The sequence below is a fragment of the Lactobacillus corticis genome (assembly GCF_018327645.1).
In the GTDB taxonomy this organism is placed as follows: Bacteria; Bacillota; Bacilli; order Lactobacillales; family Lactobacillaceae; genus Lactobacillus; species Lactobacillus corticis.
The window spans coordinates 1-26,716 of sequence record NZ_BMAY01000005.1; the positions used below are offsets into that span (position 1 = coordinate 1).

Here is a 26,716-nt window from a genome sequence, read left to right on the forward strand (position 1 = left end):
GTGGTAACAGAAAAAGATCCATATAGTATCTAAACTAATACTATACGGATCTTCAATTCAAGCTCATATCAACCCTTATCAACAGGATTTGACAAAGAGCCTCTTTTATTTCTATTTCTTTTCAACAATCATTGGTAAAATCATCGGTCTTCGTTCAGTCTTTGAATAAAGGAAATCTGACAAATTATCAACGATTGCCTTGCGTATTTCAGCATCCTTTGGCTTCTCCGGCTTGTTCATTTCATTGCGGAGAACATGATAAACGTGTTTTTGGGCTGCTGCAATCAGGTCGGTTGATTCACGCATATAAACAAATCCACGACTTAAGATGTCTGGTCCCGCTAAAACGCGTTTATGCTTATAGTCAACAGTTGCTACGGCAACTACTAAACCTTCTTCAGAGAGGACTTGCCGATCATGAACGACAACGTTGCCAACATCAGCAGTTCCTGAAGTATCAACATAAACATCGCCGGCAGGGATGTGGCCAGCAATTCTTGATCCAGCTTCGCTAAAGCAGACAACCTCACCATTTTCCAGAACAAAAGTATTTTCAGCAGGAACGCCAGCCGCTTGTGCGAGTTGCGTATGAATAACCTGCATGCGATACTCGCCGTGAACAGGAATCATGTATTTTGGCTTTGCCAGCCGCACCATCATCTTCAATTCTTCTTGACCGCCATGGCCAGAGGTATGAACATTGTTTACTCGACCATGGATAACGTGGGCGCCACCTTCCATCAGTTTGTTAATTAAGTGGTTAACGCTCAGAGTGTTGCCGGGAATTGGATTTGATGAAAAGATTACCGTATCTCCAGGCTGTAGGCTGATTTGGCGGTGAGTGCCGTTAGCAATCCGCGAAAGGGCGGCTAATGGCTCACCTTGGGAACCAGTACATAGAATCATGGCTTTTTCCGGTGGGGTGCGGTTAATTTCATCAGCATCAACAATTAGATCCTTTGGTACATGAAGATAACCAAGATCAATACCATTTTGTACGCCGTTTTCCATGCTGCGACCAAAAATGGCAACTTTTCTACCAGTATCAATCGCAGCTTGAATGGCAGTCGATACCCGGTATAAATTAGACGCAAAAGTTGCGAAAATTATCCGACCCTTGATCCCGGTGATAATATTATGCAAAGAATTAGCGACAAAGCGTTCAGACTTAGTAAAAGCCGACACCTCAGCATTAGTTGAATCTGACAATAAAGCAAGGACGCCTTCATCACCAATCTTAGCCATTCTTTGGAAATCTGGCGCTGGTTGATTCATTACCGGAGTTAAGTCAAACTTGAAATCTCCCGTAAAGACCACTGCACCCAATGGCGTATGCACCGCAATTCCAAGAGTATCTGGAATAGAGTGGGTAGTTCTAAAGAAAGTAACGCTCAAATGGTTAAACTTTAAAACCGTATCTTCGTGTTCCTCGTGCAGCTCGGTTGTCCGCAACAGGCCGTGTTCATCTAGCTTACCCTTAATTAAAGATAGGGCAAATGGCGTAGCATAAACTGGAATTTCTGGGATTTTTTCTAGCAAGAAGGGAATCCCGCCAATATGATCTTCGTGGCCGTGGCTAATCACCAGAGCCTTGATTTTGGAGCGATTCTTTACGAGGTATGAATAATCGCTGATCACATAATTGATTCCCAGCAAGTCGTCTTCTGGGAACTTGATTCCGCAGTCCATGATAACAATTTCATCACGGTATTGGACACAATACATATTTTTGCCGATTTCGTGCAAACCCCCGATGGCGAAAACGGCAACTTCATCTTTTTTAATCCGCACTGTCTTGCTTCTTGTCAAACGCTGTTAACTTAAAATCAGCGTGTTCTTTTTCGTAAGCTAAAGAGTTACCAGTTAGTTCTTGGATCAATTCAATGTTGTAGGGGGTATTGTCCTCAACTAAGGTACGTGCTTCGACCATACTGTCAGCTTCCATGTAAAGAGTTTGGGTAGTCTCTCTACGAGGGTTGACGATCTTGTCTTTTTGGTACAAAACTTTGTAGATCATAGAATATGAATCTCCTTAATTATTTAATTTTTAAACGATCTCAAATTGTGAATCATGAGATGATTCAACAGCTAATAAAAAGTTTACCATAAATAAAAATTCAAGTGTATAAAAAGGGCACCTGTTAGGAGTTTATTTAAAACTTACCAGGTGCCTTAACCATTTATATTTTGATTTTTACGAGATAACCACCGTATCGTCATCTAGATGAAATGGATCCTGCTTATTGATGCGGTCAAAAAACAGATGGCCATTCAGGTGATCAATTTCATGTGAAGCTACGATTGCAGGATAACCCTTTAAGCGAATGGTTTTTTCTTCACCTTCAAGCGTATAGAAACGAATTGTCGTCTTATATGGGCGAGGAACATAACCATCAATTACGCGGTCAACGCTTAAGCAGCCTTCGCCTTCGCTCAGGCAAGTCATTCTAACAGATTGGGAAATTACTTTCGGGTTGACAAAAGTGTCTTTAAAGATAATTTCGCCCTTGTCGTTTGGCACCAAAAGACTGCACATGGCCACGCCTTCGCCAACCTGTGGGGCAGCTAAGCCAACGCCGGCACGCAGTTGATGCTTTTCAGCAATCTTGGGGTCTTGTGAGTTGACTAAGTATTCCATCATGTCATCAGCTAATTTGCGATAATGATCGCTAAGAGGAAAAGTTAATTCATCGGCCACGCGTCGCAAAACAGGATTACCTTCACGCGTGATATCTTTCATCAAAATCAATTTGAACGCTCCTTTAATAGGTTAAATATATTGCAATATTATTTTTACCATAAAAATAGGCAATTTGTCTAAAAAAGCGGTTGCAATGTTTATCTCAAAAGGTTTCCAGGAACTAGGCGAAAATCCTATTAAACCAGGCTTTTAGATTGACCGGCATAACGAGTGGTGGTAAAATCATAAAACGTAATATACCAAAACTATGCACTTCGATAAGGCGCTAACGCGTTACCGAAACTGTGACGCGGTCACAGTTTTTTTATTGAGGAGTCGGGAGGAATACTTTTGTCAGAAAAAAGAAGAGACGATATTAGAAATATTGCTATTATTGCCCACGTTGACCACGGTAAAACCACTTTGGTTAACCAATTGCTGAAGCAGTCTGATACGCTGCCAGAACATATGAATCTGGAAGATCGGGCAATGGATTCAAATGATATCGAACGTGAACGTGGCATTACCATTTTGTCTAAGAATACTGCTGTTAGATATAAGGGTACTACGATCAACATTTTGGATACCCCAGGGCACGCCGACTTTGGTGGGGAAGTAGAACGGATCATGCACATGGTTGACGGCTGCTTGCTCTTGGTTGATGCCTATGAAGGAACCATGCCTCAGACCCGGTTTGTTTTGAAAAAGGCCTTAGAAGCTGGAGTTAAGCCAATTGTAGTGATCAATAAGATTGACCGCCCAGGTGCTCGGCCAGCAGAAGTACTTGACGAAGTGCTTGAACTCTTCATCGAACTTGGTGCTAATGACGAACAACTTGACTTCCCAGTTGTTTATGCATCTGCTTTAAACGGAACTTCATCTTACGACGATGATCCGGCTAAGCAAGAAGAGACCATGGATCCAATTTTTGACACCATTATTAAGAATATTCCTGCTCCGCTCGATAACGAAGATGAACCTTTACAGTTCCAAATTACCATGCTTGACTGGGACGACTATGTAGGTCGAATTGGTGTTGGCCGGGTTTACCGAGGCAAGGTAAAAGTTGGCGATAACATTACTGTGATGAAGCGTGATGGCTCAACGCAAAACTTCCGGGTAACTAAATTATTTGGTTACTTTGGTTTGAAGCGTAATGAAATCAAGGAAGCAAAAGCGGGCGATATTATTGCCATTTCAGGGATCAACGACATCTTTGTTGGTGAAACGATTGCTTCAGCGGAAAACCCAGAAGCTTTGCCATTGTTGAAGATTGATCCACCAACTCTGCAAATGGACTTTATTGCTAACGATTCACCGTTTGCTGGCCGGGAAGGCGATCAAGTTACTCCTAAGAAATTGGAAGACCGGTTGATCCGTCAAACCCGGACCGACGTTTCATTAAAGGTCGAACCAACTGACCAACTTAACGCATGGACAGTTTCTGGTCGTGGTGAATTGCACCTGTCAATTTTAGTTGAAGAATTGCGTCGTGAAGGTTTTGAATTGCAACTTTCTCGTCCTAAGGTTATCTATCGTGAAATCGACGGCGAAATGTGTGAACCATATGAAGCTGTGCAAGTTGATACCCCAGATGAATACGTTGGTTCAGTAATTGACTCATTGTCACAACGTAAGGGCGAAATGCAAAATATGGAATCAACCGGCAATGGTCAAACCCGTTTGACTTTCCTAGTTCCTTCACGTGGGTTGATTGGTTACAACAATGAATTTATGTCTCAAACCGCTGGTTATGGGATTATGAACCACACCTTCGATTCCTACAAGCCAGTTGTGAAGAACTGGCAACCAGGTCGGCGGAACGGTGCTTTGGTTTCAATCAACCAAGGTCAATCAACGACCTACTCACTACAATCTGTTGAACAACGTGGGGTCTTGTTCATTGGAGCGGGTGTTGAAGTTTATGAAGGGATGATTGTCGGTCAATCCTCTCGTGAACGTGATATTGCCGTTAATGTTACTAAGGGTAAGAACTTAACTAACACGCGTGCTGCTGGTAAAGACCATGCCGCTGCTATTAAGACCCCAAAGACCATGACTTTGGAAGAAGCAATCGAATTCTTGAATGATGACGAATATTGTGAAGTAACTCCAGAATCAATTCGTTTGCGTAAAAAGATTTTGAATACGTCTGAACGGCAAAAATTTGATAAGAAGCGTAACCGCGCTAATTAATCGCAATTTTTAACGACTTCCCTTGCCTTGCAAGGAGAGTCGTTTTTTATTCATTAGAAAATTTTTTCAAATCCTATAAGATTTAAGGCCTAAATTGTCGAAAAAGGACGATATGGGCTATAATAAACAAGATATTAACTCTTAAAGGGGCAAAGAAAGTGAGAAAAAAACTACATTACTTAAACTATCAAATCCTCGTCCCTTATCTGATTTTATTGGTCTTTGGATGGGTGATGGTTTATTCAGCGAGCTCTGATATTCTGCTGCTAAATGGTTTAAAAGCATCAGCTTATGGCGTTAAACAAGCCGAGTTTGATGTATTTGCGGTGGGAGTGGCTTGTTTCGTTTTTGCTAGCAAGTTATCAAACTTTCAAAATCGGAAGTTTGTCTTTCCGTTCCTATACCTGTGCTTTGCTATGTTAATTTTGTTGGTTTTCAAAAGGATTTTTAAAGGAAACGCGGCCGCGATCAATGGGGCGGTCGGCTGGATTGACCTCGGCCCGATAAATATTCAGCCGCTTGAGTTTGCTAAATTGGGCTTGGTCTTATATTTAGCCTTTTTGTTAGAAAGACGCGATGGCAAAATTGCACCAGGAACAATTTTTGAGAGCCTAATAAATCCAGCAATCGTTTCGGTATTTATGATGGCCTTGGTGGTTGTTGAACCAGATATCGGTGGTACAGCAATCTTATTCATGATTACTTTGGTCATGTTTGCCACTTGCGGGGTTCCAACAAAAATTGCAGTTTGGTGGATATTAGGCGTTTTATTGGCTGTTTTGGGAATATTCTTTTTGCTGGTTAAGTGGAATCCGAGTTTTCTGCAAAAATCCTACCAGTATCAACGAATCATGAGCTTTTTGCATCCTTTTGAACTGGAGAAAAAAGGTGGAGCCCAGCTAGTAAATTCTTACTATGCCATCCATAATGGTGGTTTGTTCGGCGTGGGTCTGGGCAATAGCGTTCAAAAGCGAGGCTACTTGCCAGAACCATATACTGATTTCATCCTGAGCATTATTGCTGAAGAACTTGGTATTGTGGGGGCTTGTATTGTTGTAGGGCAGCTCTTTTACTTGATCTGGTCCATTATGGAAGTAGGCGTTCACGCAATCAGTCAATTCAATTCTTTGGTTTGTTTCGGGGTAGCTACTATTATCCTAATGGAATGTATTTTTAATATTGGGGCAGTGATTGGACTCCTGCCGATTACTGGGGTCACCTTGCCGTTTATTTCCTATGGTGGGTCATCGGTGGTGGTTTTATCTGCCGGGATTGGCCTAGTTCTTAACATTTCAGCGAATGAAAGAAAGAAACAAGAGGAGGCTGCCAGCGTCTTATGAGTATCAATACGGAACTGGGAGAAAACGGTTTTGCCGAACGTACCGCTTTAATTGTTTATCTGCGTACCAGCAGCGACCAATTTCGTTTGCGGTCTTTTGGAGATATTGTTTATTTTTCCAAAAAACTTGGCTACTGTGTGATTTATGTAAATAAAGCTGAAGCAGACCATAAAATAACCGAGTTAGAGCGGCTTGGTTTTGTCCTAAAAGCTGAAAAGTCGAATACCGAGGACGTTAATTTGGATAGTAGCTATATTGAAGCGCAAATTACGCAAATGGCTGCGGCAGCTGAAGCAAAGCTAGCTGAAAATGATCGAAATCTGGGGGAACAAGCTTGAGAATAATCGCCGGAAAATATGCTAAAAGAAACTTATTTACCTTAAAAAGTCGGGTAACTCGGCCAACCAGCGATAAGGTCAAAGAATCGCTATTTAACTCCATGGGCCAATTCTTCCAAGGCGGGTGCGTCTTAGATTTATATGGAGGAAGCGGGGCTTTGGGAATTGAAGCTGTTTCTCGTGGTTATGAGCGAGCAGTAATTAATGACATTAATCGCGGAGCAATTGAGATCATTAAGAAAAATGTGGCCTTAACCCGGGATGAGGCACGATTTGACGTTTTGCATATGAATAGTCAAGCGGCTTTAAAATACCTGGCAACCCAACAAGCCAAATTTGATTTGGTTTTCTTAGATCCGCCTTATGCCAAGCAACAAATTGTGAAGGATATGACCAAACTGCTACAGCTGGAACTCTTAAATGATCATGCTTTGATTGTGGCTGAAACAGATGACCATACAGACATTGCGACGCCAACTGGTTATTCCTTAAGCAAAACTCATCATCTGGGCAAAACCATTGTAAGATTTTATCGAAAGGACGTTTAATGGCGACAGCATTATTTCCTGGCAGTTTTGATCCCATTACTTTGGGGCATCTGACAGTGATCAAACAGGCTAGCAAGCTTTTTGATCATTTATATGTGGTAGCGATGACCAACAGTCAAAAGCACTATCTATTTTCAGTTGAAGAGCGAAAAGCCTTTATTGCCGATGCCAGCAGCAATCTTGCTAACGTTACGGTTCTTGCTAGGCCAGAGCAATTAACAGTAGACCTGGCACATGAACTGGGCGCTGGTGCAATTGTTCGCGGCGTTAGAAATAGTACGGATTTTTTATACGAACAGCAAATTGCTGGCATTAACCGCGAATTGGCTCCTGATCTGACGACAGTGATTTTGTTTACTGATCCGAAAAATAGTTTTGTGGCATCGAGCATGATTAAGGAAGTGGCCAAATTTGGCGGCCCAGTTGAGCAATTTTTACCTAGTCAGGCTGCCAAAGCACTGAAGGAGAAAATGGGGCGAATAGATGACTAAAGAGAAAATAACCAAAAACCATGGGCGTTTAAAAAAATGGTTAATTGCCCTGGCTGCGATTGTGCTGGTAGCAATCGTTGCCTTGTGGCCTACTAACTATTACTTGGAAACGCCAGGAAATGCTTTTCAAGTGGGCCAATTTATCAAAAGCAAAAAGAAAGCACCCAACAATTTATATTTGGTTACTGTGAGCATGACCGCTCGACCGGCCACTCTGGCGCAGTATTTGTGGAGTTATACTCAAGAATTTGATGAACGGATATCTGCTAAAGAATTACTGGGTGGCCAAACCAGCAGTCAGTATGAAGAGCTGCAGGAATGGTACATGGAAACCAGTCAACAAAATGCTATTTATACAGCTGCTAAAAAAGCCGGCCTGAAGCCCAAATTATCTTACTACGGGGTATACGTGATGGGGGTACAGAATACCTCCAGCTTTAAGGGCAAGCTGCAAATCGGTGATACCATTGTCGGAGCAAATGGCCACCATTTCAAATCGCAAGAAGCCTTAATGAAATATTTGCAGAGCCGTAAATTGGGTTCAAAAGTAACCATTCAAATAATTCGTAATCAGCAAAAAAAGACTTATTCTGGAAAAATCGTCAAAGTTAAAGGAACAAACAAGCCTGGTATTGGCATTTCTCTAGTTGAACGGGTGAAAGTTAAAACAAGTCCGAAGGTGACTATTAATGCTGGTGACATTGGCGGTCCTTCAGCAGGCTTAATGTTTACTTTGGAATGCTACCAAGTCTTTACTGGTAAAAACTTGACTAAAGGTCATAAGGTGGCTGGTACAGGAACGATTGCGGCTAATGGCAAAGTAGGGATTATTGGCGGGGTCGACAAGAAAGTGGTCGCCGCCAGCAAGGCTGGGTGCGAAGTTTTCTTTGCACCAACTGATATGACCGGACTCAAGAAGAAGAGTCAAACAAATTACGCTGAAGCTAAGCGAACAGCTAAGAAAATCAAAACCAAGATGAAGATAGTGCCAGTTGCTAATGTTGATGACGCACTAAACTATCTTGCCAAGCACTATCAATAATTAAATATTAAGAAAAAGTAAAGGATGTAGATTCAGGTGAATTTACATCCTTTTTTGCGTATTTACTTTTTGGAGGTATTTTATGCAAAAAATAATAGATAAGATAACCAATTTACTTCGGACCAATCGGTTATTGGCACTGGTTATTGGCGTTGGGGCAATAGCTTTGGTCTGTTTTAATTTTAAAGGAAAAGAAACCGGCAATGATGCTTTACCGGCCCTAACCAGTTCATCTGCCCAAATCAGTAGCGTTAGCGCAAGTGGTGCTGCCGTTAGTTCAACTAAGGCAAGTTCGAGTTCAAAAGTGACTATCGACATCTCCGGTGCAGTTAAGCATGGCGGCGTTTATACCCTGCATACCGGGGCAAGACTGGCGGATGCAATTGAAGCAGCCGGAGGTTTGAGCCAACGTGCGCAAATTAAGGCAATTAATCGAGCACAATTGCTAAACGATCAAGATAAACTGTATATACCATTTAAAGGGGAAAAGGTTGCTAATCAACTTGCCAGCAATCCGGAAAACACCGGTTCTTTGAGTAGTTCAAGTAGTTCAAATAGTCCTACTAGCGGCAGTAATCAAAGCGGTGAAAAAATCAACTTAAATACTGCAAGCGTGAGTGATTTGCAAAAACTAAGCGGTGTTGGAGAAAAAAGAGCAGAACAAATTATTGCTTATCGCGAACAAAATGGCGGTTTTAAGAAAATTGAAGATTTAATGCAAGTTTCTGGAATTGGGGAGAAAACTTTTGCCAGTCTTAAAGACCAATTGGCTGTCTAGGAATGCTCCAGGCTGGTTATTATTACTCGCTTTAATTTTAACGACCTTTAGCTTTTGGTATTTTCAAGCCCAAACAAATGCTCAAAAAATTGTCGCAATAGCTTTATTGGCGTTATTGATCGCTTTTTATGGACATAAATTTCCCTGGAAAATACTAATTTGTCTGTTTTTTATTTTTTTAATTCGGATAAAAATAGCAGATTCCGTTTATCAACCAAAAAGTTTGGCGGAGGTCCAAGAACTAGTAATTTATCCTGATCAAATAAAAATTAAAGATAATTGGTTTTCTGGGGTTGCTAATGGAAAAAAAGGCAAAGTTTTAGTTTCCGGGAACATTACTAACGATCAGCAAAAACTGCTGCAAAATTCCTGTAGGTTGCTGCCGACTAGTGGAACGATTGAGGAGATTATGCCGGCTACTAATCTGGGCCAATTTGATTATCGAAAATATTATGCTGGTCAGGGAATCAGTCGTAGAATAAAATTAAAGGCTTTTAAATTAACTAAAGCCCCGCCTTCCTTAGCTAGTTCTTGGCATCAAGTTCGAGCCAAATTTCTAAACTGGTGTGAGCAATTACCGTTCCCACTGGGATTTTTTACGAGTGAATTGATTCTGGCTGAGCCTAGTGGAGTTAATAGTAAAGATGTCTTAAATAATTATCGCAATTTGGGTGTAATTCATCTTCTAAGCATTTCGGGACAGCACGTGTTGCTTTATACCTTGGTTATTAGTCTTATTTGCTTCTGGCTTAAATTAACCGAAGGGGAAACTTTAGCAATCTGCAGCCTATTTTTAGCCGTTGGAATCTTGCTATCTGACTTTCAACCCGGTTTTGTGCGCGCCAGTGGGGTTTTCGTGATTGGGAGACTACTTAAATTGCTGCAGATAAAAATAGCCGGGGTTGACCTTTTGGGCATGGTCTGTTTGCTGCACTTAATTTGCTTTCCCCGTTTATTTCAAAATACCGGTGCGCAATTGAGTTATTTGGCTGCCTTGGGCCTGCATTTAACCAATAACCTGCCCAAACTTTGGCAATCTTTTGGATTAAATATACTCTTATGGCCGATCCTTTTAACTAGCTACTACCAAATTAATATCTTGACGGTGTTGTTTAACCTGCCAATAGCCCTTTATTTTGATTTCTTGGTCATGCCGATGGTTTATTTGAATTTACTGATTAGTCCTTGGATTCAAGTAGCGGGTCTATTTAACGGCGTTTTGGGTCTGGTTGAAAAATGGATTGGGTGGCTGGCAGAAAGCTCATGGGGGCTATTAAATTTTGGCATGTTAAGCTGGTGGCAATGTCTTGGACTAATAATTCTTACAGCTGGTGCACTAATTTTGACTAATAGCGGTAGTTTTGCGGTTCAGCGGAAAAAACTATGGTCGCTGATCGTGGTTTGCTACTTAGCCTTTTATCTTTGGATTCATTTTCCTCCTTATGGTCAGGTTACTTTGATTGATGTTGGTCAAGGAGACAGCATTCTAATTACTACGCCTTTTATTCGAAAAAGCTACCTGATTGATGTGGGAGGAAAAGTAAACTTTTCTGGTAAAAAGACTGAACCCCAAGTTAATGCCATCACCATTCCTTTTTTACGGGCGCAGGGAATCGATCAACTTGATGCGATCTTTTTATCACATCAAGATGCGGATCATGTAGGAGATTTGGCTCCTTTGATGAAACAAATAAAAGTAAAAAGGTTGTATGTAGGCCAGGGGATGCTAAACAATCCATCATTTGTGAAGCGGCTAAGTTACGCTCAAAATACGGAGAAAATTGAAGTCTTAGCAGGGATGAAGGTTAACGAAAAAATTCCCTTCAAAATTGTTTATCCTTTCACACCTGGGAGCGGGAAAAACGAAGATTCGCTGTCGTTATTATTTAATTTGGCTGGAAAAAACTGGCTTTTCACAGGGGATCTGCCACAAGCCGGTGAAAAAGCAATTATGGAACGGTATAACTTCCAGGTGGACTATTTTAAATTAGGTCACCATGGGAGCAAAACCTCTACTGATCCGGATTTTATGCAAAAATTGCAGCCAAAACTGTGTTTCATTTCAGCTGGGCGACAAAATCGCTTTGGTCATCCGCACCCAGAAACCATCACAACTTTAAAGAACTTGGCGATCCCGTGGGTCTCAACTCAAGACTGTGGTATGATTAGCTGGTATTATGGTCTAGGACAGACTTATTTCAGAAGTTATCTAAAGGGTGATTGGCGATGGCATTGATATCTTTATTTAAAAATTCTAATCAGCAAAATCCGCAAACCTTGATTTGTGGGCCAGATGAATTTTTGAATGATTATTTAGCAAACGATTTACTGCAGGATGAGCGCTACCGTGATTTGGATCATGAAATTGTCGATTGCGAGCTGGACGGCCTGGATAACCTAATCAGAACATTGAGTGAGTCCAGCATTTTTAGCACGGAGAAGATAATTATTGTCAAAAAGCCGTTTTTTTTGACAAGTAAGGTTGCTAAGAAATATGACCGCCAATTACAACAGTTGTTAAAAATTTTTAGTCAGGCTGAAGCTCTAACTGATACGGTTATTTTGGTAGCGTCGTATGAAAAAATTGATCGGCGGAAAAAGCTGGTCAAGACAATTATTCAACATTTTAATATGGTTGAACCCATTATTAAGCCCTATGAAGTTGGGGCAGTCGGTAAAGCAATAATCAAAGCTGAAGGTTATAATATTTCCAATTCAGCCTTAACTTTGCTGGTAGAACGCAGCGACCAAGTTCTGGACACGGTAATCAGCAATTTTAACAAGTTAAAGGTGGCGGCACCTGATCATCAGCTAACTGAAGAATTGGTTGCTGCTAATGTTGACTTGTCATTGGATCAAAATATTTTTGCTATTCTGGAAAGTGCGATGCAGCATCGCTATCAAGAGGCAATGACCCGTTTGGAGGATCAATTGCGATATGGTTCCAATCCCATTCAGCTTTTGGCGGTTTTTGAAAATCAAATTGAACTTTTGACCTTAACAAAACTCTTGCAAAAGCGGGGAAGAAGCGAGGCCCAAATTGTTAAAGAACTTGGGGTTCATCCTTATCGGGTAAAATTAGCAATGAAAAATCGTAGTTCGCTTGAAACTTTAGAAAAGGTTTTAGCAGCTGCAATTGAATTAGAATACAAATATAAAAATGGTACCTACCGCAGCGAAGAATTTTTGAAGATGTTTCTTTTAAGCGTATAAAAAAAGCCGAGAACTAAATTGTTCTCGGCCTTTTTCTTTAACCCAACATTACTTAGCGAGTTTTGCTAAACGCGCCTTGTCACGGTTAGCCTTGTTCTTATGAATAAGACCCTTAGCAGCAGCCTTGTCCAATGCGCTAACAGCAGCAACATGTAATTCGGAGGCGTTGTCAGCACCGGCAGCAGCAGCTTGCTTGTACTTCTTAACAGCAGTCCGCATTTTGCTTAATTGTGCTGAGTTGCGTTCACCACGTTCGTTTTGAGTCTTAACACGCTTGATAGCTGATTTGATTTGTGGCATCTTGTTTCACCTCCAATTGATCATAGTTTTACTCAAACATTATACTTAATAAGAATTATTGATGCAAGGCAAAATATACTTGCTTTTTAAAAAAGAGCCCTGTATCATAATAAATGTTGTGAACCACTAACGCTGTTTACTCGCGACACCTAGCGGTAGACGTTGTTAATGGCAATTTTTTACATGAAAGGTGAAATTTATGTCAATTTCAAAGGCAAGAAAGAACGAATTAATCAAGGAATACGCAACTCACGAAGGCGATACCGGTTCAGTAGAAGTTCAAGTTGCAGTTTTAACTGAAGACATTAACAACTTGACTGAACACATGAGACAACACAAGCATGACCACCACTCATACGTTGGTTTGTTGAAGAAGATTGGTCACCGTCGTAACTTGCTTCGTTACTTGCAAAACACTGACCTTGAACGTTACCGTGCTTTAATTGCAAAGCTTGGTTTGCGTCGGTAATTTGCTTGAAGACCAGCCCATTTTATGGACTGGCCTTTTTCTTTATTCTATTATCTGTAGCTCCATTATGCTAAAATTAATTCAGACTATTTTCGTTGTGATCAATTTTGATCCATATATGTTTTAAAAACATGCAGATAATGTAAGTAGCATAGGAAAAGGAAGTAAAATGACAGATAAAATTAGATTAATGATCGTAAGTGGCGTCCGCGAACAAGGCAAAGATATGTTTGCGGTGCAAGTTAATGACGAAATTTTTGTTTTGGATGCAGGGTTAAAATACCCTGATTCCTCATTATTCGGGATTGATGTAGTGATTCCCGATTTAGACTTTTTTGCTGAATATGGCGATCGGGTAGCGGGTATTTTCTTAACTCATGGGCATGCCGATTCGATTGGTGCTTTGCCTTATATCCTGCGGCAATACGATATACCGGTTTTTGGTTCACAATTGACGATTGAATTGGCTAAGATTGAAGTTCAAAGAGAAAATAAAACTCGGAAAAATGGACTTTTCCATGTAATCGATGCCGAAACCGAGATTGATTTTAGAAATGCTAGTGTTTCATTTTTCCATACCACACACTCAATTCCTGATTCTTTAGGAATTGATATTCATACTCCGGCCGGAGAAATTGTTTATACCGGTGACTTTAAGTTCGATCCAACTGCTAGTGAGCATTATCGGACTGATATGGATCGGTTAGCAGAAATTGAACAAAAAGGCGTACTGGCACTTCTTGCTGACTCTTCAAATGCGGAAGCAGCTTTTCCAAATGCGGCTGAACAAGATGTGGCTGATTACGTAACGAATGTCTTTAGAAATACTCCAGGACGGATAATTGTGGCAGCTAAAGGATCTAACTTAAATCGGGTCCAAGAAGTTTTAGATGCTGCCAAGGCTACCGGACGCAAGGTTTTACTCACTGGGAGAGATTTAGCTAAGATTGTTCGTACGGCAATGAAGTTGGGCTATCTTGAAGTAGCAGATGGCTTGCTGATGCGGGTAAAGGACCTGAAGACTACGCCTAAAGAAAAAACGGTCATTTTAGAAACGGGTCGAATGGGCGAACCGCTTCAATCCTTGGAAAAAATGGCAAATAATCGTCACAGCATGATTAATATTGAAAAGGGTGACCTCGTCTTTATTGCAACGACTCCTTCACATGCGGTAGAAACCATGGTTGCCCAAGTGAGCGACATGGTTTATCGGGCAGGCGGTACCGTGATTCAATTAGGATTGAACGTTCACACCAGTGGTCATGCTACTGGACGAGACTTGCAACTGTTAGTTTCCACCTTGAAGCCTAAGTTCCTCATTCCTGTAATTGGCGAGTATCGCCTGATGGAGGTACATAAGGAACTAGCAATTAGAGCCGGCATGAAACGTGAGAATGTGATTATCACCAAAAACGGCGATTGTTTAGAATATGACGCTAAGAAAAAGCGCTTTTATCTTACTTCTCCGGTGCCAGGTGAAGACATCATGATCGACGGTTCTGGCGTAGGGGATGTGGGCAATATTGTCCTGCGTGACCGGGAAGTCTTATCTGACGACGGAATTTTCATTGCCGTAGTCACGATTGACCGAAAGAAAAAGAAGATTGTGGCTGAACCACAAGTCACAAGTCGCGGCTTCGTTTATATCAAAGCTAACCGCCAGTTGATGAAGGATGCCATTGAGGTTATCAAGCAAGCAATTCAAAACAATTTCGAACACAAAAAATTTGATTGGACTGAATTGAAGCAAGATGTTCGCAATGATTTGGAAAAGTTCCTTTACAAGCAGACTAATCGGCGTCCGGTTGTTTTGCCAGTGGTGATGGAAGTAAACCAAAATCGTCACCGGATTCAACAGAAAAATGAGGCCAAAAAAGAACAAAACCAAGGCCAAAATAGTAAGCCGGCAAATAAGAAACAGACTAAGAAGCCAAATCGCCCTAACCGCGGGCGGAAAGTAGGCAGTCGGCGTCCCGTAAGTAAAAAGGGTCACACTGGAAAAAATGTCAAAAAGCAGGTTGCAAAGAAAACTCAAAAACAAACTGATAATGAATAGGAAGAAGGTTCAATGACAACAAGTAGTGAAAATTTATTAAAATTAGCCAGAGAAAGTCAGGACGCAGGTAACATCGACCAAGCGATCAAATATTTAGAGGAAGCTCTGCGAACGGAAACAGATCCTAAACTTTTATTTGAGCTCTCTAAACTTTATGAAGGCCAGGGAAATTATTGGTTAGCTTATAGTGCAATCAAACATATGCCAAACTACTTGGATAGCCAATATCAGGATTACTTTTTTAAACTATTAGCGAAAAACAATTTCTTAATCGAGGCTTTGCAAATCGAAGCCAATACTGACTTAAAAATCTGTCAAAAATATCAAATTGTCGCAGTTGATGACCGCACACAATCACAAATTATGAAAAAACTGCGTCAAAAAAACATTACAGAAGAAGCGTATGCACAAGTTTTGAAATTGTCGTTAACTAATTTTAAAAATTTTGTGCGGGCAACTTTGGTGGATCCAACAGCCGAGTTTGCCTTAAGAATTAGCCTCATAGAAGAGTGCAGCAAACTTCGTCTAGATGAGCAATTCTCCGTCTTAGTAGACGGGCAGCCGACTACTTTTGTCCCCAAAGAAACGATTCACTTTTTACAAGAGCCACTCTATTTGGAAACCTTGGCTGAAGTAAATAAGTTGTTAGTGAAAGATCCAAGTTATAAAGCTTTAGCTATCGCCTCTACGAACATCATTTTAGGCGCCTTGTATCCCAAATTAGGAGACTATGTTACAGATCCTAAAGCCTTTGCAAAGGATATCGTAGGTTCTGTCAAGCACACTAGTGCGGGAGAACATGAAGAACTCTTTCAGCGCTTGTTAAATCAATATTTGTAAAATTACACATTTTGGTTTACATCCGCTCGCAATTAGGTATAATTAACAGAGGATATTTTCACTGAGCAAGGCATTAGCATTTATTTTACTAGGCATTTGCCCGTGAAAGTAGTACAATAGCAACAGAGAATTATCCGTTACTTATCTCAACGGACTTCTTGCAAAATTACAGGAGGGTCATTTTAATGGCAGAAAAAGAACATTACGTTAGAACTAAGCCACACGTAAACATTGGTACTATTGGTCACGTTGACCACGGTAAGACCACTTTAACTGCGGCTATCACTACTGTTTTGGCATCAAAGGGTTTGGCTAAGGCTGAAGACTATGCTGAAATCGACGCTGCTCCAGAAGAAAAGGAACGTGGCATTACTATCAACACTGCTCACGTTGAATACGAAACTGAAAAGCGTCACTACGCTCACATGGACGCCCCAGGCCACGCTGACTACATCAAGAACATGATCACTGGTGCTGCACAAATGGATGGTGCGATCTTGGTAGTTGCTGCTACTGACGGTCCTATGCCACAAACTCGTGAACACATCTTGCTTGCTCGTCAGGTTGGTGTTGAATACATCGTTGTCTTCTTGAACAAGATCGACCTTGTTGACGACCCAGAATTGGTAGACTTGGTTGAAATGGAAGTACGTGACTTGCTTTCAGAATACGACTACCCTGGTGACGATGTTCCAGTTATCCGTGGTTCAGCTTTGAAGGCTTTACAAGGTGACAAGGAACAACAAGAAGTTATCATGAAGTTGATGGACACTGTTGACGAATACATCCCAACTCCAGAACGTCAAACTGACAAGCCATTCTTGATGCCAGTTGAAGACGTCTTCACTATCACTGGTCGTGGTACTGTTGCTTCAGGCCGTATCGACCGTGGTACTGTTAAGGTCGGCGATGAAGTTGAAATCGTTGGTTTGGTAGACAAGGTTCTTAAGTCAGTTGTAACTGGTTTGGAAATGTTCCACAAGACTCTTGACTTAGGTGAAGCCGGCGACAACGTTGGTGTATTGCTTCGTGGTATTGACCGTGACCAAGTTGTTCGTGGTCAAGTTTTGGCTGCACCTGGTTCAATCCAAACCCATGAAGAATTCAAGGGCCAAGTTTATGTTTTGAACAAGGATGAAGGTGGTCGTCACACTCCATTCTTCTCAGACTACCGTCCACAATTCTACTTCCACACCACTGATATCACTGGTGAAATCGAATTGCCAGAAGGTACTGAAATGGTTATGCCTGGTGACAACACTGAATTCACTGTTAAGTTGATCAAGCCAGCTGCCATCGAAGTTGGTACCAAGTTCACTATTCGTGAAGGTGGTCGTACTGTTGGTGCCGGTCAAGTTACTGAAATCCTTGACTAATCTAACGGCTTAGATTGCTAACAAAAAGATGCATTTCCTATTCAGGAAAGGCATCTTTTTTTATCTAAAATTTGTGTTTTTGCTAACTTTACGGTACTATAGGCTAGTATGCAAGTAGCAAACTCAAACTTGACATTGGAGGTATTTTATTAATGTCTGTTAAATGGGAAAAAACCGGAAAGACTTCCGGTGAACTTACTTTTGATATTTCAAAAGATGAAATTAAATTAGGTTTAGATCAAGCCTTTAAGCGAGTTAAGAAGAACTTGCGTGTACCTGGCTTCAGAAAGGGTCACGTTTCTCGTGTCATCTTTGACCAATACTACGGTGAAGAAGCTCTTTACGAAGACGCATTGAACTTGGTTTTGCCAAACGCATACGACGCTGCTGTTAAAGAAGCAGGGATCGCAGCTGTAGGTCAACCAAGAATTGAACCTGTCTCAATGGATAAGGGCAAGGATTGGACAATGAAGGCTACTGTTAGCGTTGAACCTGAAGTTAAGTTAGGCGACTACAAGGGCGTAGAAGTTCCTAAGCAAAACACTCGTGTTTACGCTAAGGATATTGATGCTGAATTGGAAAGCCGTCGTCAACGCAATGCCGAATTAGTCTTAAAGGATGGTAAGGCTGAATCAGGCGATACTGTAACGATCGATTACAAGGGTACCATTGATGGTAAGGCTTTTGACGGAGGCTCAGCTGAAAACTACTCCTTAGAACTTGGTTCAAATACTTTTATTCCTGGCTTTGAAGATCAATTAATCGGTCACAAGGCTGGCGATGATGTAGATGTAGTTGTTACCTTCCCAGAAGATTACGGTGCTAAGGACCTTGCTGGTAAGGAAGCACACTTTGCTACTAAGATTCATGATGTTAAGTCAAAAGAACTTCCTAAATTAGATGACGAGTTTGCCAAGGACGTTGATGATTCAGTTGAAACTCTTGATGAATTAAAGGAAAAGATCAAGAAGCAATTGAAGGAACAAAAGACCGCAGCTGCTGAAGAAGCCATTCAACAAGCCGCTATTGAAGCTGCAGTTAAGAATGCTACGATTGACGAAATTCCAGATGCTATGATTCAAGAAGACGTTGATACCCAAATGAACCAATACTTGGGCAACATGCAACGTCAAGGAATTGATCCTCAAACTTACTACAAGTTAACCAACACTACTGAAGACCAACTTCGTGCACAATTTTCACAAAATGCAGCTGAACGTGTAAAGACCAACTTGGTATTGCAGGCAATTGCTGAAGCTGAAAAGTTCACTGCTTCTGAAGATGAAATTAAGCAAGAAATCAAGGATTTGGCTGCTGAATACAACATGGATGAAAAGATGGTTCGCAACACCTTAACTGATGATATGTTGAGCCACGACATTGTTGTTCGCAAGGCTATGGACTTAGTAACCGACAATGCAAAGCAAGTAGCTAAGTCAAAGATCGAAGAAGAAGAAAAGGCTGCTGACTCAGAAGACAAGTAATCCTTTTTCTCGATAACGAAGAAGACGGCTGGAAACAGTCGTCTTTTTCTGTCTTTTTAGAGTTTATTTTTCCCTATTACGAGTAAATATGATAACCTTAATTCTAGAGAAAAAGGAGGAAGCTTTGAATGGCAACCCAATATATTGACCCACGTCAAGCGAGATGTTCTTTTTGCGGTAAAACCCAAGATCAAGTTAAAAAGATGATCGCTGGCAATAACGGTGCTTATATTTGCGACGAGTGTGTGACTCTCTCAAAAAAGATTATTCAAGATGAAATTCAAATTGATGCCATTGAGCAAGCGGCAGAACTGCCAAAGCCAATGGAAATCAAAAAGCAATTGGATGAATATGTGATCGGTCAGGATCGGGCAAAACAAGTCCTTTCTGTAGCTGTTTATAATCACTATAAGAGAATCAGTCAGATGGATTTCGACTCTTCAATTGAGTTGAAGAAATCTAACATTGCTCTGATAGGACCTACGGGTTCAGGTAAAACCTATTTAGCTCAGACTTTAGCGAGAATTCTAAACGTTCCATTTGCAATAGCAGATGCGACCACTTTAACTGAAGCTGGCTATGTAGGTGAGGATGTCGAAAATATTTTGTTGAAATTATTGCGCAATGCTAATTTCGACATTGAACGGGCTGAACGAGGCATTGTTTATATCGACGAAATTGACAAGATTTCTAAGAAATCAGAAAATGTCTCAATTACTCGCGATGTTTCAGGTGAAGGCGTTCAACAATCACTTTTAAAGATTTTGGAAGGCACGATTGCTTCTGTTCCGCCTCAAGGTGGCCGGAAACATCCACAACAAGAAATGATCCAAATTGATACCACTAACATCTTATTTATCGTTGGTGGGGCCTTTGACGGAATTGAAGGAATCGTTAAGAATCGCATGGGGAAGAAAACCATTGGTTTTGGAGCAGAACAAAGCTATCAGGCTGCTGATGGAGATGCATGGACCAAGAACTTAACTACCGGTGATTTGGTTAAATTTGGTTTGATTCCTGAATTTATTGGGCGGATTCCAGTTATTGCTACATTAGATAAGTTAACTGAAGCTGATTTGGTACGGATTTTAACCGAGCCTAAAGATGCTCTAGTTAAGCAATATGAGAAGCTAATGGATTTAGACCATGTTGAACTAAAGTTCACGACAGAGGCTCTTAAAGCCATTGCTAACGAGGCAATTGAACGTAATATGGGCGCTCGTGGATTACGGACAATAATCGAAAATGCCTTAATGGATACGATGTATCGTACGCCTAGTGAGGAAGATATTGAGGCGGTTAAGATTACCAAAGATGTAATTACCAAGAATGCCAAACCAGAAATTATCCGTTATCACGAAGACGACCAAGGGCAGGTTGCAGCCGATGATCATTAAACAGTCAAAATATGCTGTGAGTGCAGTCAAAGAATCTCAGTATCCCCAAGATGATCTGCCAGAAATCGCGCTTGCGGGCAGATCAAATGTGGGTAAATCAAGTTTGATTAATACCTTTTTGGGTAGAAAAAATTTAGCCCGGACATCTTCACAACCGGGAAAGACTCAGACCTTAAATTTTTATTTGGCCAATGAAGCTTTTTATTTGGTTGATGTTCCTGGGTACGGTTTTGCCAAGGTTTCCCAGAAAAAGCGGGAACAATTTGGCGAAATGATTCAAGACTACTTGGAAACTAGGGCAGATCTATGTGGTTTGATTTTATTAATTGACGCTCGACACCAGCCAACTAAAGATGACATAAGCATGTACAATTATGCATTGCTGCTCAATTTGCCAATTTTGGTTGTATGCACCAAAATGGATAAGCTCAAGAAAAATGAAGTCCAGCAAGTACAGTCGCGTCTTGGCAAGTACCTCGATTTGAATCATGATAATGTTACGGTGCTTACCTTTAGTTCAGTTACTAAACTTCATTTAGCTGAACTGGGCGATTGGATTGAAGATAAAGTTTCAGAATAAAAAAGACATTCGTGCTGCGTTTATCAGACAGCATGAATGCCTTTTTATTTGTTTTTGAGGTGTCGCTTGCGATAGCGGAAAAGTTCTTCTGCAAGGCGGAAAAAGCCATATACGACTAGGAGAATTCCCAGGATAACAATTGATTTTAGGGTAAAGTAATTAGGATTTATGATAATAACAATCCCAATCCCAAAAGCCGCTATTGTTTCAATTCCGAGAAGCAGGCGCATCCCAATGGTTGAGGTTTTTGATAAAATTGTCTGCCGCAATTTTACATAAGCATAGATCAGCAACACCACTCCCAAGAAGTAATGAGCCAAGATAAAAAGCAAGTAATTATTGGAAATTAGGGCAATTGCAAGCCCAAAGATCAACATGTAGGTGCTTATGAAGAATCGCTTTTGCTGAGGTTTTAGCTTGGCATTTGCTGTACTTAAGATGCGATTGAAGCAAAAAACGAGGGCAGCGATTGCTGCAATACTGGCAAAAATTCTAATTGCATATTGAGGATAGGTTAGGCAGACAATCCCCAACAAGATTAAGACCCAAGCCATGCGTGATCCAGGAGACAGCAAGGCTCGCGACAATTCAAGATTTTTTAGGGTATTCCAAATTGATGAAAACAGACTACCAAAAACAAAACGGGTTCGGCGAGAAGAATTGGCAAACGAAAACAGAATCGCACCAAAGCCCCCAAAGCCATTTTTGTCCAATTCGGTTATTTTTTCAGCCCCACCAGCTGCCAGGGCTGAGAACAGATCGTTGGTTAAACTTTCCCGCTCTTCTAAAGTAGCGTCACCAATCCATTGGTTTATCAACTCGTTATAAATCCGTGCCTGCGGATTTCGATGTTTGATCTTTACCAGGTGTGAGCCCTCAATTTGCCAGCTAAAAGCATCGTGTTGACTCAGTCCAGAACGGTTAGCAATAACAATTTGGGCACTAGGAGCCTGTGGTTCGAACAAGCGACCAATTACGCTAAATTCTGGAACATAACGCTTTAGGTGCTCTTTAAGATAATTACTTGGGACTGGCTTGTCCAGTTCAGAGGCAATTCCGGGTGAGTCAAAAGTGAAAATGCTTTGAATACGTTTCCTTTTTTCATCGTCAACGTTAATTGCTGCATATTCTGCCAAGTTGCCACCCTTAGAGTGACCGCCTAGGTAGTAGGGCTGGTCGTCAAGTTCCATTATCTTGCTGACAAAAGCTAGAGCTTGTTGCTGGGCAGCGGTAACTTTGAAGCTAATTTCAAAATCCTCTTTCCAGCCTACGATTGAGTCATCAGTTCCTCTAAAAGATAGGTAATTAAGCCCATTATCCAAAGTGATTTTTAGAGCACAAAACTGTGTCTCTTGATTTAAAATATTGACATAATAAGAAAGTTGCGCTTGATTAAAGCGATCAGATTCCATTAAGACCTGAAGATAATTTCTAAAAGTAAAATGATCTCGGTCGGCATTTGGACCATTAAAGTAAGCTTTTCCAGCGTCTAATAAAGTCATTGTCTGCCCATCATCAGGAACAATGCCAGAAAAGTCAACGTAAGAAAGCATAGCTAAAACAAGCGCATCTGCTTCATTGAAAGGAGCGGTGGTAAGTGCAATATCGCCACGCCATTTTAAGTATGAAGTTAGTGAATTGTCTTCGCTCAAATTAATCACTTCCTTTACACTTTAATTTTAACATTCTGGTCTAGCATAATGATTGAGTAAATTTTGAAGAAATGGTTTATTTTTCGCCAAAAACTAGGAATATTTAAAAAACTTCTAGCTGTCAAAACAAATTAAGCTATAATCGTCTACATGGGAGGATTTTAGTGTGAATCGAAAAATTACATTAATTATGAGTACAGCAGCAGCTCTAGCCCTATTTGCTAGACCGACCTTTGCTGCAAGCGACCAGAGTAGTCAAAGTACAACTAGTCAAAACTCTAGTATCAACAGCTCAATTTCTAGCAGCTCAAGTAGTTCAAGTAGTTCAAGCAGCTCAAGCAGCTCAAGCAAAATCAGTAGTTCGAACACGTCGACTAGCTCCAGTAGCCAGAGCCAACAAAGTTCGAGTACCTCGTCAAAAACCAGCTCGCAGAATAAACAGTCATCTCATGCCAAACCTAAGCCAACTAAACCAAAACACCAGAAAAAGCTGCCAACTGGTTGGCGGAAAGCAGGGAAGAAGCGGTATTATTTAAAAAAGGGCAAACGCTTAAAAGGCTTGCATAAAGTAGGAAAATATCATTACCTATTTGACAAATATGGCTACGTGATGACCGGATTAAGAAAGAAGCCACATGCTTCCAGCTATGTGTACCTAAATCGTTATGGCCATCAACAATTTAAGAATACTCGTACCAGTAAACGATATTATTGGATTAGTCACACAGGTAAGGTAACAGGAGTAAAAAATTACGCTAAAAACATTAGTCAAAGACCCAACATGCCTACTGGTTGTGAGATTACAGCAGCTACCATGATGATCAACTTTGCCGGTCATCATATTACTAAAGAGCAAGCTGCTCGGGTAATGCCCCGTAGTTCCAACCCAAATAAAGGATTTATTGGCTCTCCATATAAAGAGTATCCTGCCGGTTATTGGGTAGCTCCCTTGGGTTTGCGCAGCACAGTTAAGCATTATCTGGGAACAGCAGATGTGATGACGGGTTGTTCATTAGGCTCGCTAGAGAAGAAACTGATTCGTGGCCATTTGGTAGTAGTTTGGGTACGCTGGGTGGATGGTTTTTACAATCATGCTCTTGCCTTAACTGGCTATCATGGCAATACCATTTATTTCAATGATCCTTGGACTGGCAGCAAGCGGTCAATGAGTCGTTCACAATTTTATTACCACTGGCGTTTGAATGCGCGCAGGGCCTTGAGTTATTAATTGAGTAGCAAAAAAGACACATCATTTTTTGATGTGTCTTTTTGCTTAGTCATGCTTTTCGGCTGATTTTTGATCAGTTTCCTTAGTTGGCTTTTGTTTAGTTTTCTTTTTTGGATCTGGAACTACCGCAAACTTCTCCAACATGCTGTCCAGATCATCTTGACGTTTAAAAGTTAATCCCATAATTTAGCTCCTTGCTATTTAGCTCTTTTTAAAAGGCTGTCAACTTTTTGATAAAAGAGGTCCTTGTTGGCCTTAGTGACAAGGGTGATTTCACGGCCATTCTCATCTTCAACGATTCGTCCGGCAGCTAATCCATGAGTGATGACTTTGGCCTTAGCTTGGCGCGTTTCTACTACTTCAGGATAGAGGGCACTGACAGTAGTTAAAACATCCCACAAATAGAGCTCAGCCATCGGTACCGAGACAATTAGGGCATAACCTTGGCCAACCAGATCGATTGCCGGATAACGCCGCAAACTAGCCCAATGCTGGCGTAGTTCGTCTGAGAGTGGCAATTCTTCGGTTGATTCTAAGCCCACCATTTGGATATCAAGCTTGGAATCAAAAACTCGCTTGACCGCTTCGGGATCCCAAAAGGCATTCCATTCTTGGGTTCCATCTGCGTTGACAATCGCTACATTGCCATGTCCGTCCAGCGATCCGCCCATCCAATACAATTTTGCTATTTTTTCTTCAATAGTTGGATCTTCATCCAATGCTCTAGCCAAATCGGTTAAAGGGCCAGTCATGACTAAAGTTACTTTTTCTTTAGCTGCTTTTAGTTTGGCAATCATATCTTCGTGTGCCGGCAACTCAGCTTCTTTGGTTTCGATCTTGCCGCTTTCGTTTAATAGTGGCAGGTAGTTGAAAGAATAAGTGGCCATCCGCCATTCATGAGGGAATTGATTGATTGCCCGTGAGTTTGAACGGGCAACTGTTAAGGCATCCCCCCGTAAATTAAAGCGATCGGTCATCTTTCGACATGCTTCCACTGATGGGTCAAGATAGCCATCGGCGTCAATTGCGCCAACACCCAATAATTTGATATCGGGGGCCGTCAATAAAAGCAAATATGAGACTAGGTCATCAATATTGCCGTCATGGTTAAAGTAAATTTCTTTCATGCTTTTTTGCCTTTCACTGATAAGATAAGTCTATTTTAACAGGCAAAATGGGGATGCTACAAATTTTTTAATGCATAGAAAATACAGTCTTAAGCAAAAGACTGTATTTGGTTAAGCTAAGATATTTTATTTACTCAAGTCTGCACCATTTGACTTGATAACTTTTTGATACCAGTAGAAGGAGTCCTTCTTAGAACGACTTAAGTCGCCTTCACCAGCATCGTTTTTGTTGACGTAAATAAAGCCATAACGTTTATCCATCTGACCAGTACCGGCACTTACCAAGTCGATGCAGCCCCATGGCAGGTAGCCCATCAAGTCGACACCATCGATTGCCACGGCCTTTTCCATTTCAGAAATGTGTTTTTCAAGGTAATCAATCCGGTAATCGTCATGAACTGAGCCGTCGGCTGCAACCTTGTCATAAGCTCCCAAACCGTTTTCAACAATGAACAATGGCAAGTGGTAGCGGTCAGTTAAGTGGTTAAGCGCTAGACGTAAGCCAGCTGGGTCAATTTCCCAACCCCAATCGCTACGTTCCAAAGTAGGGTTGACGGCAACTGCCTTAGCTAAATCTGAAAGTTCATCAGGCTTTACATTTTCGCTGGAAACCGTCGTTGATTGGTAGTAGCTAAAGCCAACATAATCAACTGTACCTTCTTTGAGGACTACCCGATCTTCGTCAGTGATGTCTGGACGATAGCCTTTGCGCTCAATGTAAGCCTCAACTTCTTTTGGATATTCGCCAAAAACGTGAACGTCGCTGAACCAATCGCGGCGTTGTTCAAACTTATCAGCTAAAAGTACATCGTCTGAGCTTGGAGTCAAAGGACGGACTGGGGAATAGTTAATCATACATCCGATTTGGAAGTTAGGATTAATCTTATGACCCTCTTTGACTGCTAAAGCTGAAGCTACTAATTCGTAATGAGCTGCTTGATACATGGCAGCTTCTTTATCGCTGTCAGTCATGCCATCCTTAAACAAAATCCCAGAGTTGGTGGCCATTAGGAAGTCGTTGTTAAAGGCACTTTGGTTATCAATTTCATTAAAGGTCATCCAGTACTTGACTTTATTTTGATAACGTTTAAAGCAAACAACGGCAAAACGCAAGAAGTAGTCAATCAACTTTCGGTTGGTAAAACCGCCGTATTCTTTAACCAAATGGAAAGGAATTTCAAAGTGAGATAGGGTGACAACTGGTTCAATTCCATATTTCAAGCATTCATCAAACAAGTCGTCGTAAAACTTTAAGCCGGCTTCGTTTGGCTCGCTCTCATTACCTTTGGGGAAGATTCTGGTCCAAGCAATTGAAGTTCTGAAAGCTTTGAAACCCATTTCCGCCATAAGTTTGATATCTTCCTTATAGCGGTGGTAAAAGTCAATTGCCTCATGGTTAGGATAATTCTTGCCAGGTAGGACGCCATCAGTAATTTCGCGTGGTCTTTCGGCAGAGCCGACCGTCATGACGTCTGCTACAGACATTCCTTTTCCATCTACATTCCAAGCTCCTTCAAGTTGGTGGGCTGCAACGGCACCGCCCCATAAGAAACCTTTTGGCATTTTTGCTGAATACATGAA

The 26,716-nt window shown here is 41.2% G+C and carries 25 protein-coding genes; 17 read left to right on the forward strand and 8 right to left on the reverse strand.

Annotation, left to right across the window (positions count from 1 at the left end; all coding sequences use genetic code 11):
• Window positions 1–111 precede the first annotated feature (111 nt).
• The 3 genes from rnjA to def form a co-directional block, all read right to left on the reverse strand.
• Window positions 112–1,791 carry a ribonuclease J1 gene (gene rnjA / locus KI210_RS04050; protein WP_212780620.1) on the reverse strand — a complete coding sequence of 560 codons (1,680 nt, stop codon included), beginning with the start codon at window positions 1,789–1,791 and terminating at the stop codon, window positions 112–114.
• The gene (locus KI210_RS04055; RefSeq protein WP_212780621.1) at window positions 1,781–2,017 is read right to left on the reverse strand and encodes a DNA-dependent RNA polymerase subunit epsilon; all 237 of its coding nucleotides are present in this window, start codon (window positions 2,015–2,017) and stop codon (window positions 1,781–1,783) included. The genes rnjA and KI210_RS04055 overlap by 11 nt, the downstream gene beginning before the upstream one ends.
• 177 nt (window positions 2,018–2,194) lie before the next feature.
• Window positions 2,195–2,749, reverse strand: coding sequence for a peptide deformylase (def, locus tag KI210_RS04060; protein WP_212780622.1), 555 nt, complete (start codon window positions 2,747–2,749; stop codon window positions 2,195–2,197).
• A gap of 282 nt (window positions 2,750–3,031) precedes the next feature.
• Between def and typA the strand changes: the two genes are divergently transcribed.
• The 9 genes from typA (at window position 3,032) to holA (ending at window position 12,626) form a co-directional block, all read left to right on the forward strand.
• Window positions 3,032–4,876, forward strand: a complete 1,845-nt coding sequence (gene typA / locus KI210_RS04065) for a translational GTPase TypA (protein ID WP_212780623.1) — start codon at window positions 3,032–3,034, stop codon at window positions 4,874–4,876.
• A 158-nt stretch (window positions 4,877–5,034) separates the two neighbouring features.
• Window positions 5,035–6,216 carry an FtsW/RodA/SpoVE family cell cycle protein gene (locus KI210_RS04070; RefSeq protein WP_212780624.1) on the forward strand — a complete coding sequence of 394 codons (1,182 nt, stop codon included), beginning with the start codon at window positions 5,035–5,037 and terminating at the stop codon, window positions 6,214–6,216.
• Window positions 6,213–6,554, forward strand: a complete 342-nt coding sequence (locus tag KI210_RS04075) for a DUF2129 domain-containing protein (RefSeq protein WP_212780625.1) — start codon at window positions 6,213–6,215, stop codon at window positions 6,552–6,554. Before KI210_RS04070 ends, KI210_RS04075 begins: the two co-directional genes overlap by 4 nt.
• A complete protein-coding gene (gene rsmD / locus KI210_RS04080) occupies window positions 6,551–7,102 on the forward strand; it encodes a 16S rRNA (guanine(966)-N(2))-methyltransferase RsmD (protein ID WP_212780626.1) in 552 nt (183 codons plus the stop codon). Before KI210_RS04075 ends, rsmD begins: the two co-directional genes overlap by 4 nt.
• Window positions 7,102–7,593, forward strand: coding sequence for a pantetheine-phosphate adenylyltransferase (gene coaD, locus KI210_RS04085; protein WP_212780627.1), 492 nt, complete (start codon window positions 7,102–7,104; stop codon window positions 7,591–7,593). The genes rsmD and coaD overlap by 1 nt, the downstream gene beginning before the upstream one ends.
• Window positions 7,586–8,635: a SepM family pheromone-processing serine protease gene (locus tag KI210_RS04090; protein ID WP_212780628.1), complete on the forward strand. Its 1,050-nt coding sequence runs from the start codon at window positions 7,586–7,588 to the stop codon at window positions 8,633–8,635. Before coaD ends, KI210_RS04090 begins: the two co-directional genes overlap by 8 nt.
• 82 nt (window positions 8,636–8,717) lie before the next feature.
• Complete coding sequence (locus tag KI210_RS04095; RefSeq protein WP_212780629.1) at window positions 8,718–9,413, forward strand: helix-hairpin-helix domain-containing protein; 696 nt, start codon at window positions 8,718–8,720, stop codon at window positions 9,411–9,413.
• The gene (locus KI210_RS04100) at window positions 9,382–11,649 is read left to right on the forward strand and encodes a DNA internalization-related competence protein ComEC/Rec2 (RefSeq protein WP_212780630.1); all 2,268 of its coding nucleotides are present in this window, start codon (window positions 9,382–9,384) and stop codon (window positions 11,647–11,649) included. Before KI210_RS04095 ends, KI210_RS04100 begins: the two co-directional genes overlap by 32 nt.
• A complete protein-coding gene (gene holA / locus KI210_RS04105; protein WP_212780631.1) occupies window positions 11,640–12,626 on the forward strand; it encodes a DNA polymerase III subunit delta in 987 nt (328 codons plus the stop codon). The genes KI210_RS04100 and holA overlap by 10 nt, the downstream gene beginning before the upstream one ends.
• Before the next feature lie 48 nt (window positions 12,627–12,674).
• On the opposite strand, the gene rpsT is transcribed toward holA, so the two are convergent.
• Window positions 12,675–12,926, reverse strand: a complete 252-nt coding sequence (gene rpsT / locus KI210_RS04110; RefSeq protein ID WP_212780632.1) for a 30S ribosomal protein S20 — start codon at window positions 12,924–12,926, stop codon at window positions 12,675–12,677.
• A gap of 199 nt (window positions 12,927–13,125) precedes the next feature.
• Between rpsT and rpsO the strand changes: the two genes are divergently transcribed.
• The 7 genes from rpsO to yihA all read left to right on the forward strand — a co-directional run bounded on the left by rpsO (window position 13,126) and on the right by yihA (window position 21,128).
• On the forward strand, window positions 13,126–13,395 hold the full coding sequence (gene rpsO / locus KI210_RS04115) for a 30S ribosomal protein S15 (RefSeq protein WP_212780633.1): 270 nt from the start codon (window positions 13,126–13,128) through the stop codon (window positions 13,393–13,395).
• A 169-nt stretch (window positions 13,396–13,564) separates the two neighbouring features.
• Window positions 13,565–15,451, forward strand: a complete 1,887-nt coding sequence (locus KI210_RS04120; RefSeq protein ID WP_212780634.1) for a ribonuclease J — start codon at window positions 13,565–13,567, stop codon at window positions 15,449–15,451.
• Window positions 15,452–15,463: 12 nt separating this feature from the next.
• On the forward strand, window positions 15,464–16,291 hold the full coding sequence (locus KI210_RS04125; protein WP_212780635.1) for a hypothetical protein: 828 nt from the start codon (window positions 15,464–15,466) through the stop codon (window positions 16,289–16,291).
• A 185-nt stretch (window positions 16,292–16,476) separates the two neighbouring features.
• Window positions 16,477–17,667, forward strand: a complete 1,191-nt coding sequence (gene tuf, locus KI210_RS04130; RefSeq protein WP_212780636.1) for an elongation factor Tu — start codon at window positions 16,477–16,479, stop codon at window positions 17,665–17,667.
• Window positions 17,668–17,819: 152 nt separating this feature from the next.
• Window positions 17,820–19,151: a trigger factor gene (tig, locus tag KI210_RS04135; RefSeq protein WP_212780637.1), complete on the forward strand. Its 1,332-nt coding sequence runs from the start codon at window positions 17,820–17,822 to the stop codon at window positions 19,149–19,151.
• A 128-nt stretch (window positions 19,152–19,279) separates the two neighbouring features.
• Window positions 19,280–20,548 carry an ATP-dependent Clp protease ATP-binding subunit ClpX gene (gene clpX, locus KI210_RS04140; protein ID WP_212780638.1) on the forward strand — a complete coding sequence of 423 codons (1,269 nt, stop codon included), beginning with the start codon at window positions 19,280–19,282 and terminating at the stop codon, window positions 20,546–20,548.
• On the forward strand, window positions 20,538–21,128 hold the full coding sequence (gene yihA / locus KI210_RS04145) for a ribosome biogenesis GTP-binding protein YihA/YsxC (protein ID WP_212780639.1): 591 nt from the start codon (window positions 20,538–20,540) through the stop codon (window positions 21,126–21,128). The genes clpX and yihA overlap by 11 nt, the downstream gene beginning before the upstream one ends.
• A gap of 44 nt (window positions 21,129–21,172) precedes the next feature.
• On the opposite strand, the gene KI210_RS04150 is transcribed toward yihA, so the two are convergent.
• Window positions 21,173–22,780: an Mbeg1-like protein gene (locus KI210_RS04150; RefSeq protein WP_212780640.1), complete on the reverse strand. Its 1,608-nt coding sequence runs from the start codon at window positions 22,778–22,780 to the stop codon at window positions 21,173–21,175.
• Between the two features lie 166 nt (window positions 22,781–22,946).
• Here KI210_RS04150 and KI210_RS04155 point away from each other — a divergent pair, with 166 nt between their 5' ends.
• Complete coding sequence (locus KI210_RS04155; protein ID WP_246487317.1) at window positions 22,947–24,008, forward strand: C39 family peptidase; 1,062 nt, start codon at window positions 22,947–22,949, stop codon at window positions 24,006–24,008.
• A gap of 45 nt (window positions 24,009–24,053) precedes the next feature.
• On the opposite strand, the gene KI210_RS04160 is transcribed toward KI210_RS04155, so the two are convergent.
• The 3 genes from KI210_RS04160 to KI210_RS04170 all read right to left on the reverse strand — a co-directional run bounded on the left by KI210_RS04160 (window position 24,054) and on the right by KI210_RS04170 (window position 26,713).
• Complete coding sequence (locus tag KI210_RS04160) at window positions 24,054–24,191, reverse strand: SPJ_0845 family protein (protein WP_212780641.1); 138 nt, start codon at window positions 24,189–24,191, stop codon at window positions 24,054–24,056.
• 14 nt (window positions 24,192–24,205) lie between these two features.
• Window positions 24,206–25,135, reverse strand: coding sequence for a nucleoside hydrolase (locus KI210_RS04165; RefSeq protein ID WP_212780642.1), 930 nt, complete (start codon window positions 25,133–25,135; stop codon window positions 24,206–24,208).
• A 126-nt stretch (window positions 25,136–25,261) separates the two neighbouring features.
• Window positions 25,262–26,713 carry a 6-phospho-beta-glucosidase gene (locus KI210_RS04170; RefSeq protein WP_212780643.1) on the reverse strand — a complete coding sequence of 484 codons (1,452 nt, stop codon included), beginning with the start codon at window positions 26,711–26,713 and terminating at the stop codon, window positions 25,262–25,264.
• Window positions 26,714–26,716: the final 3 nt, after the last annotated feature.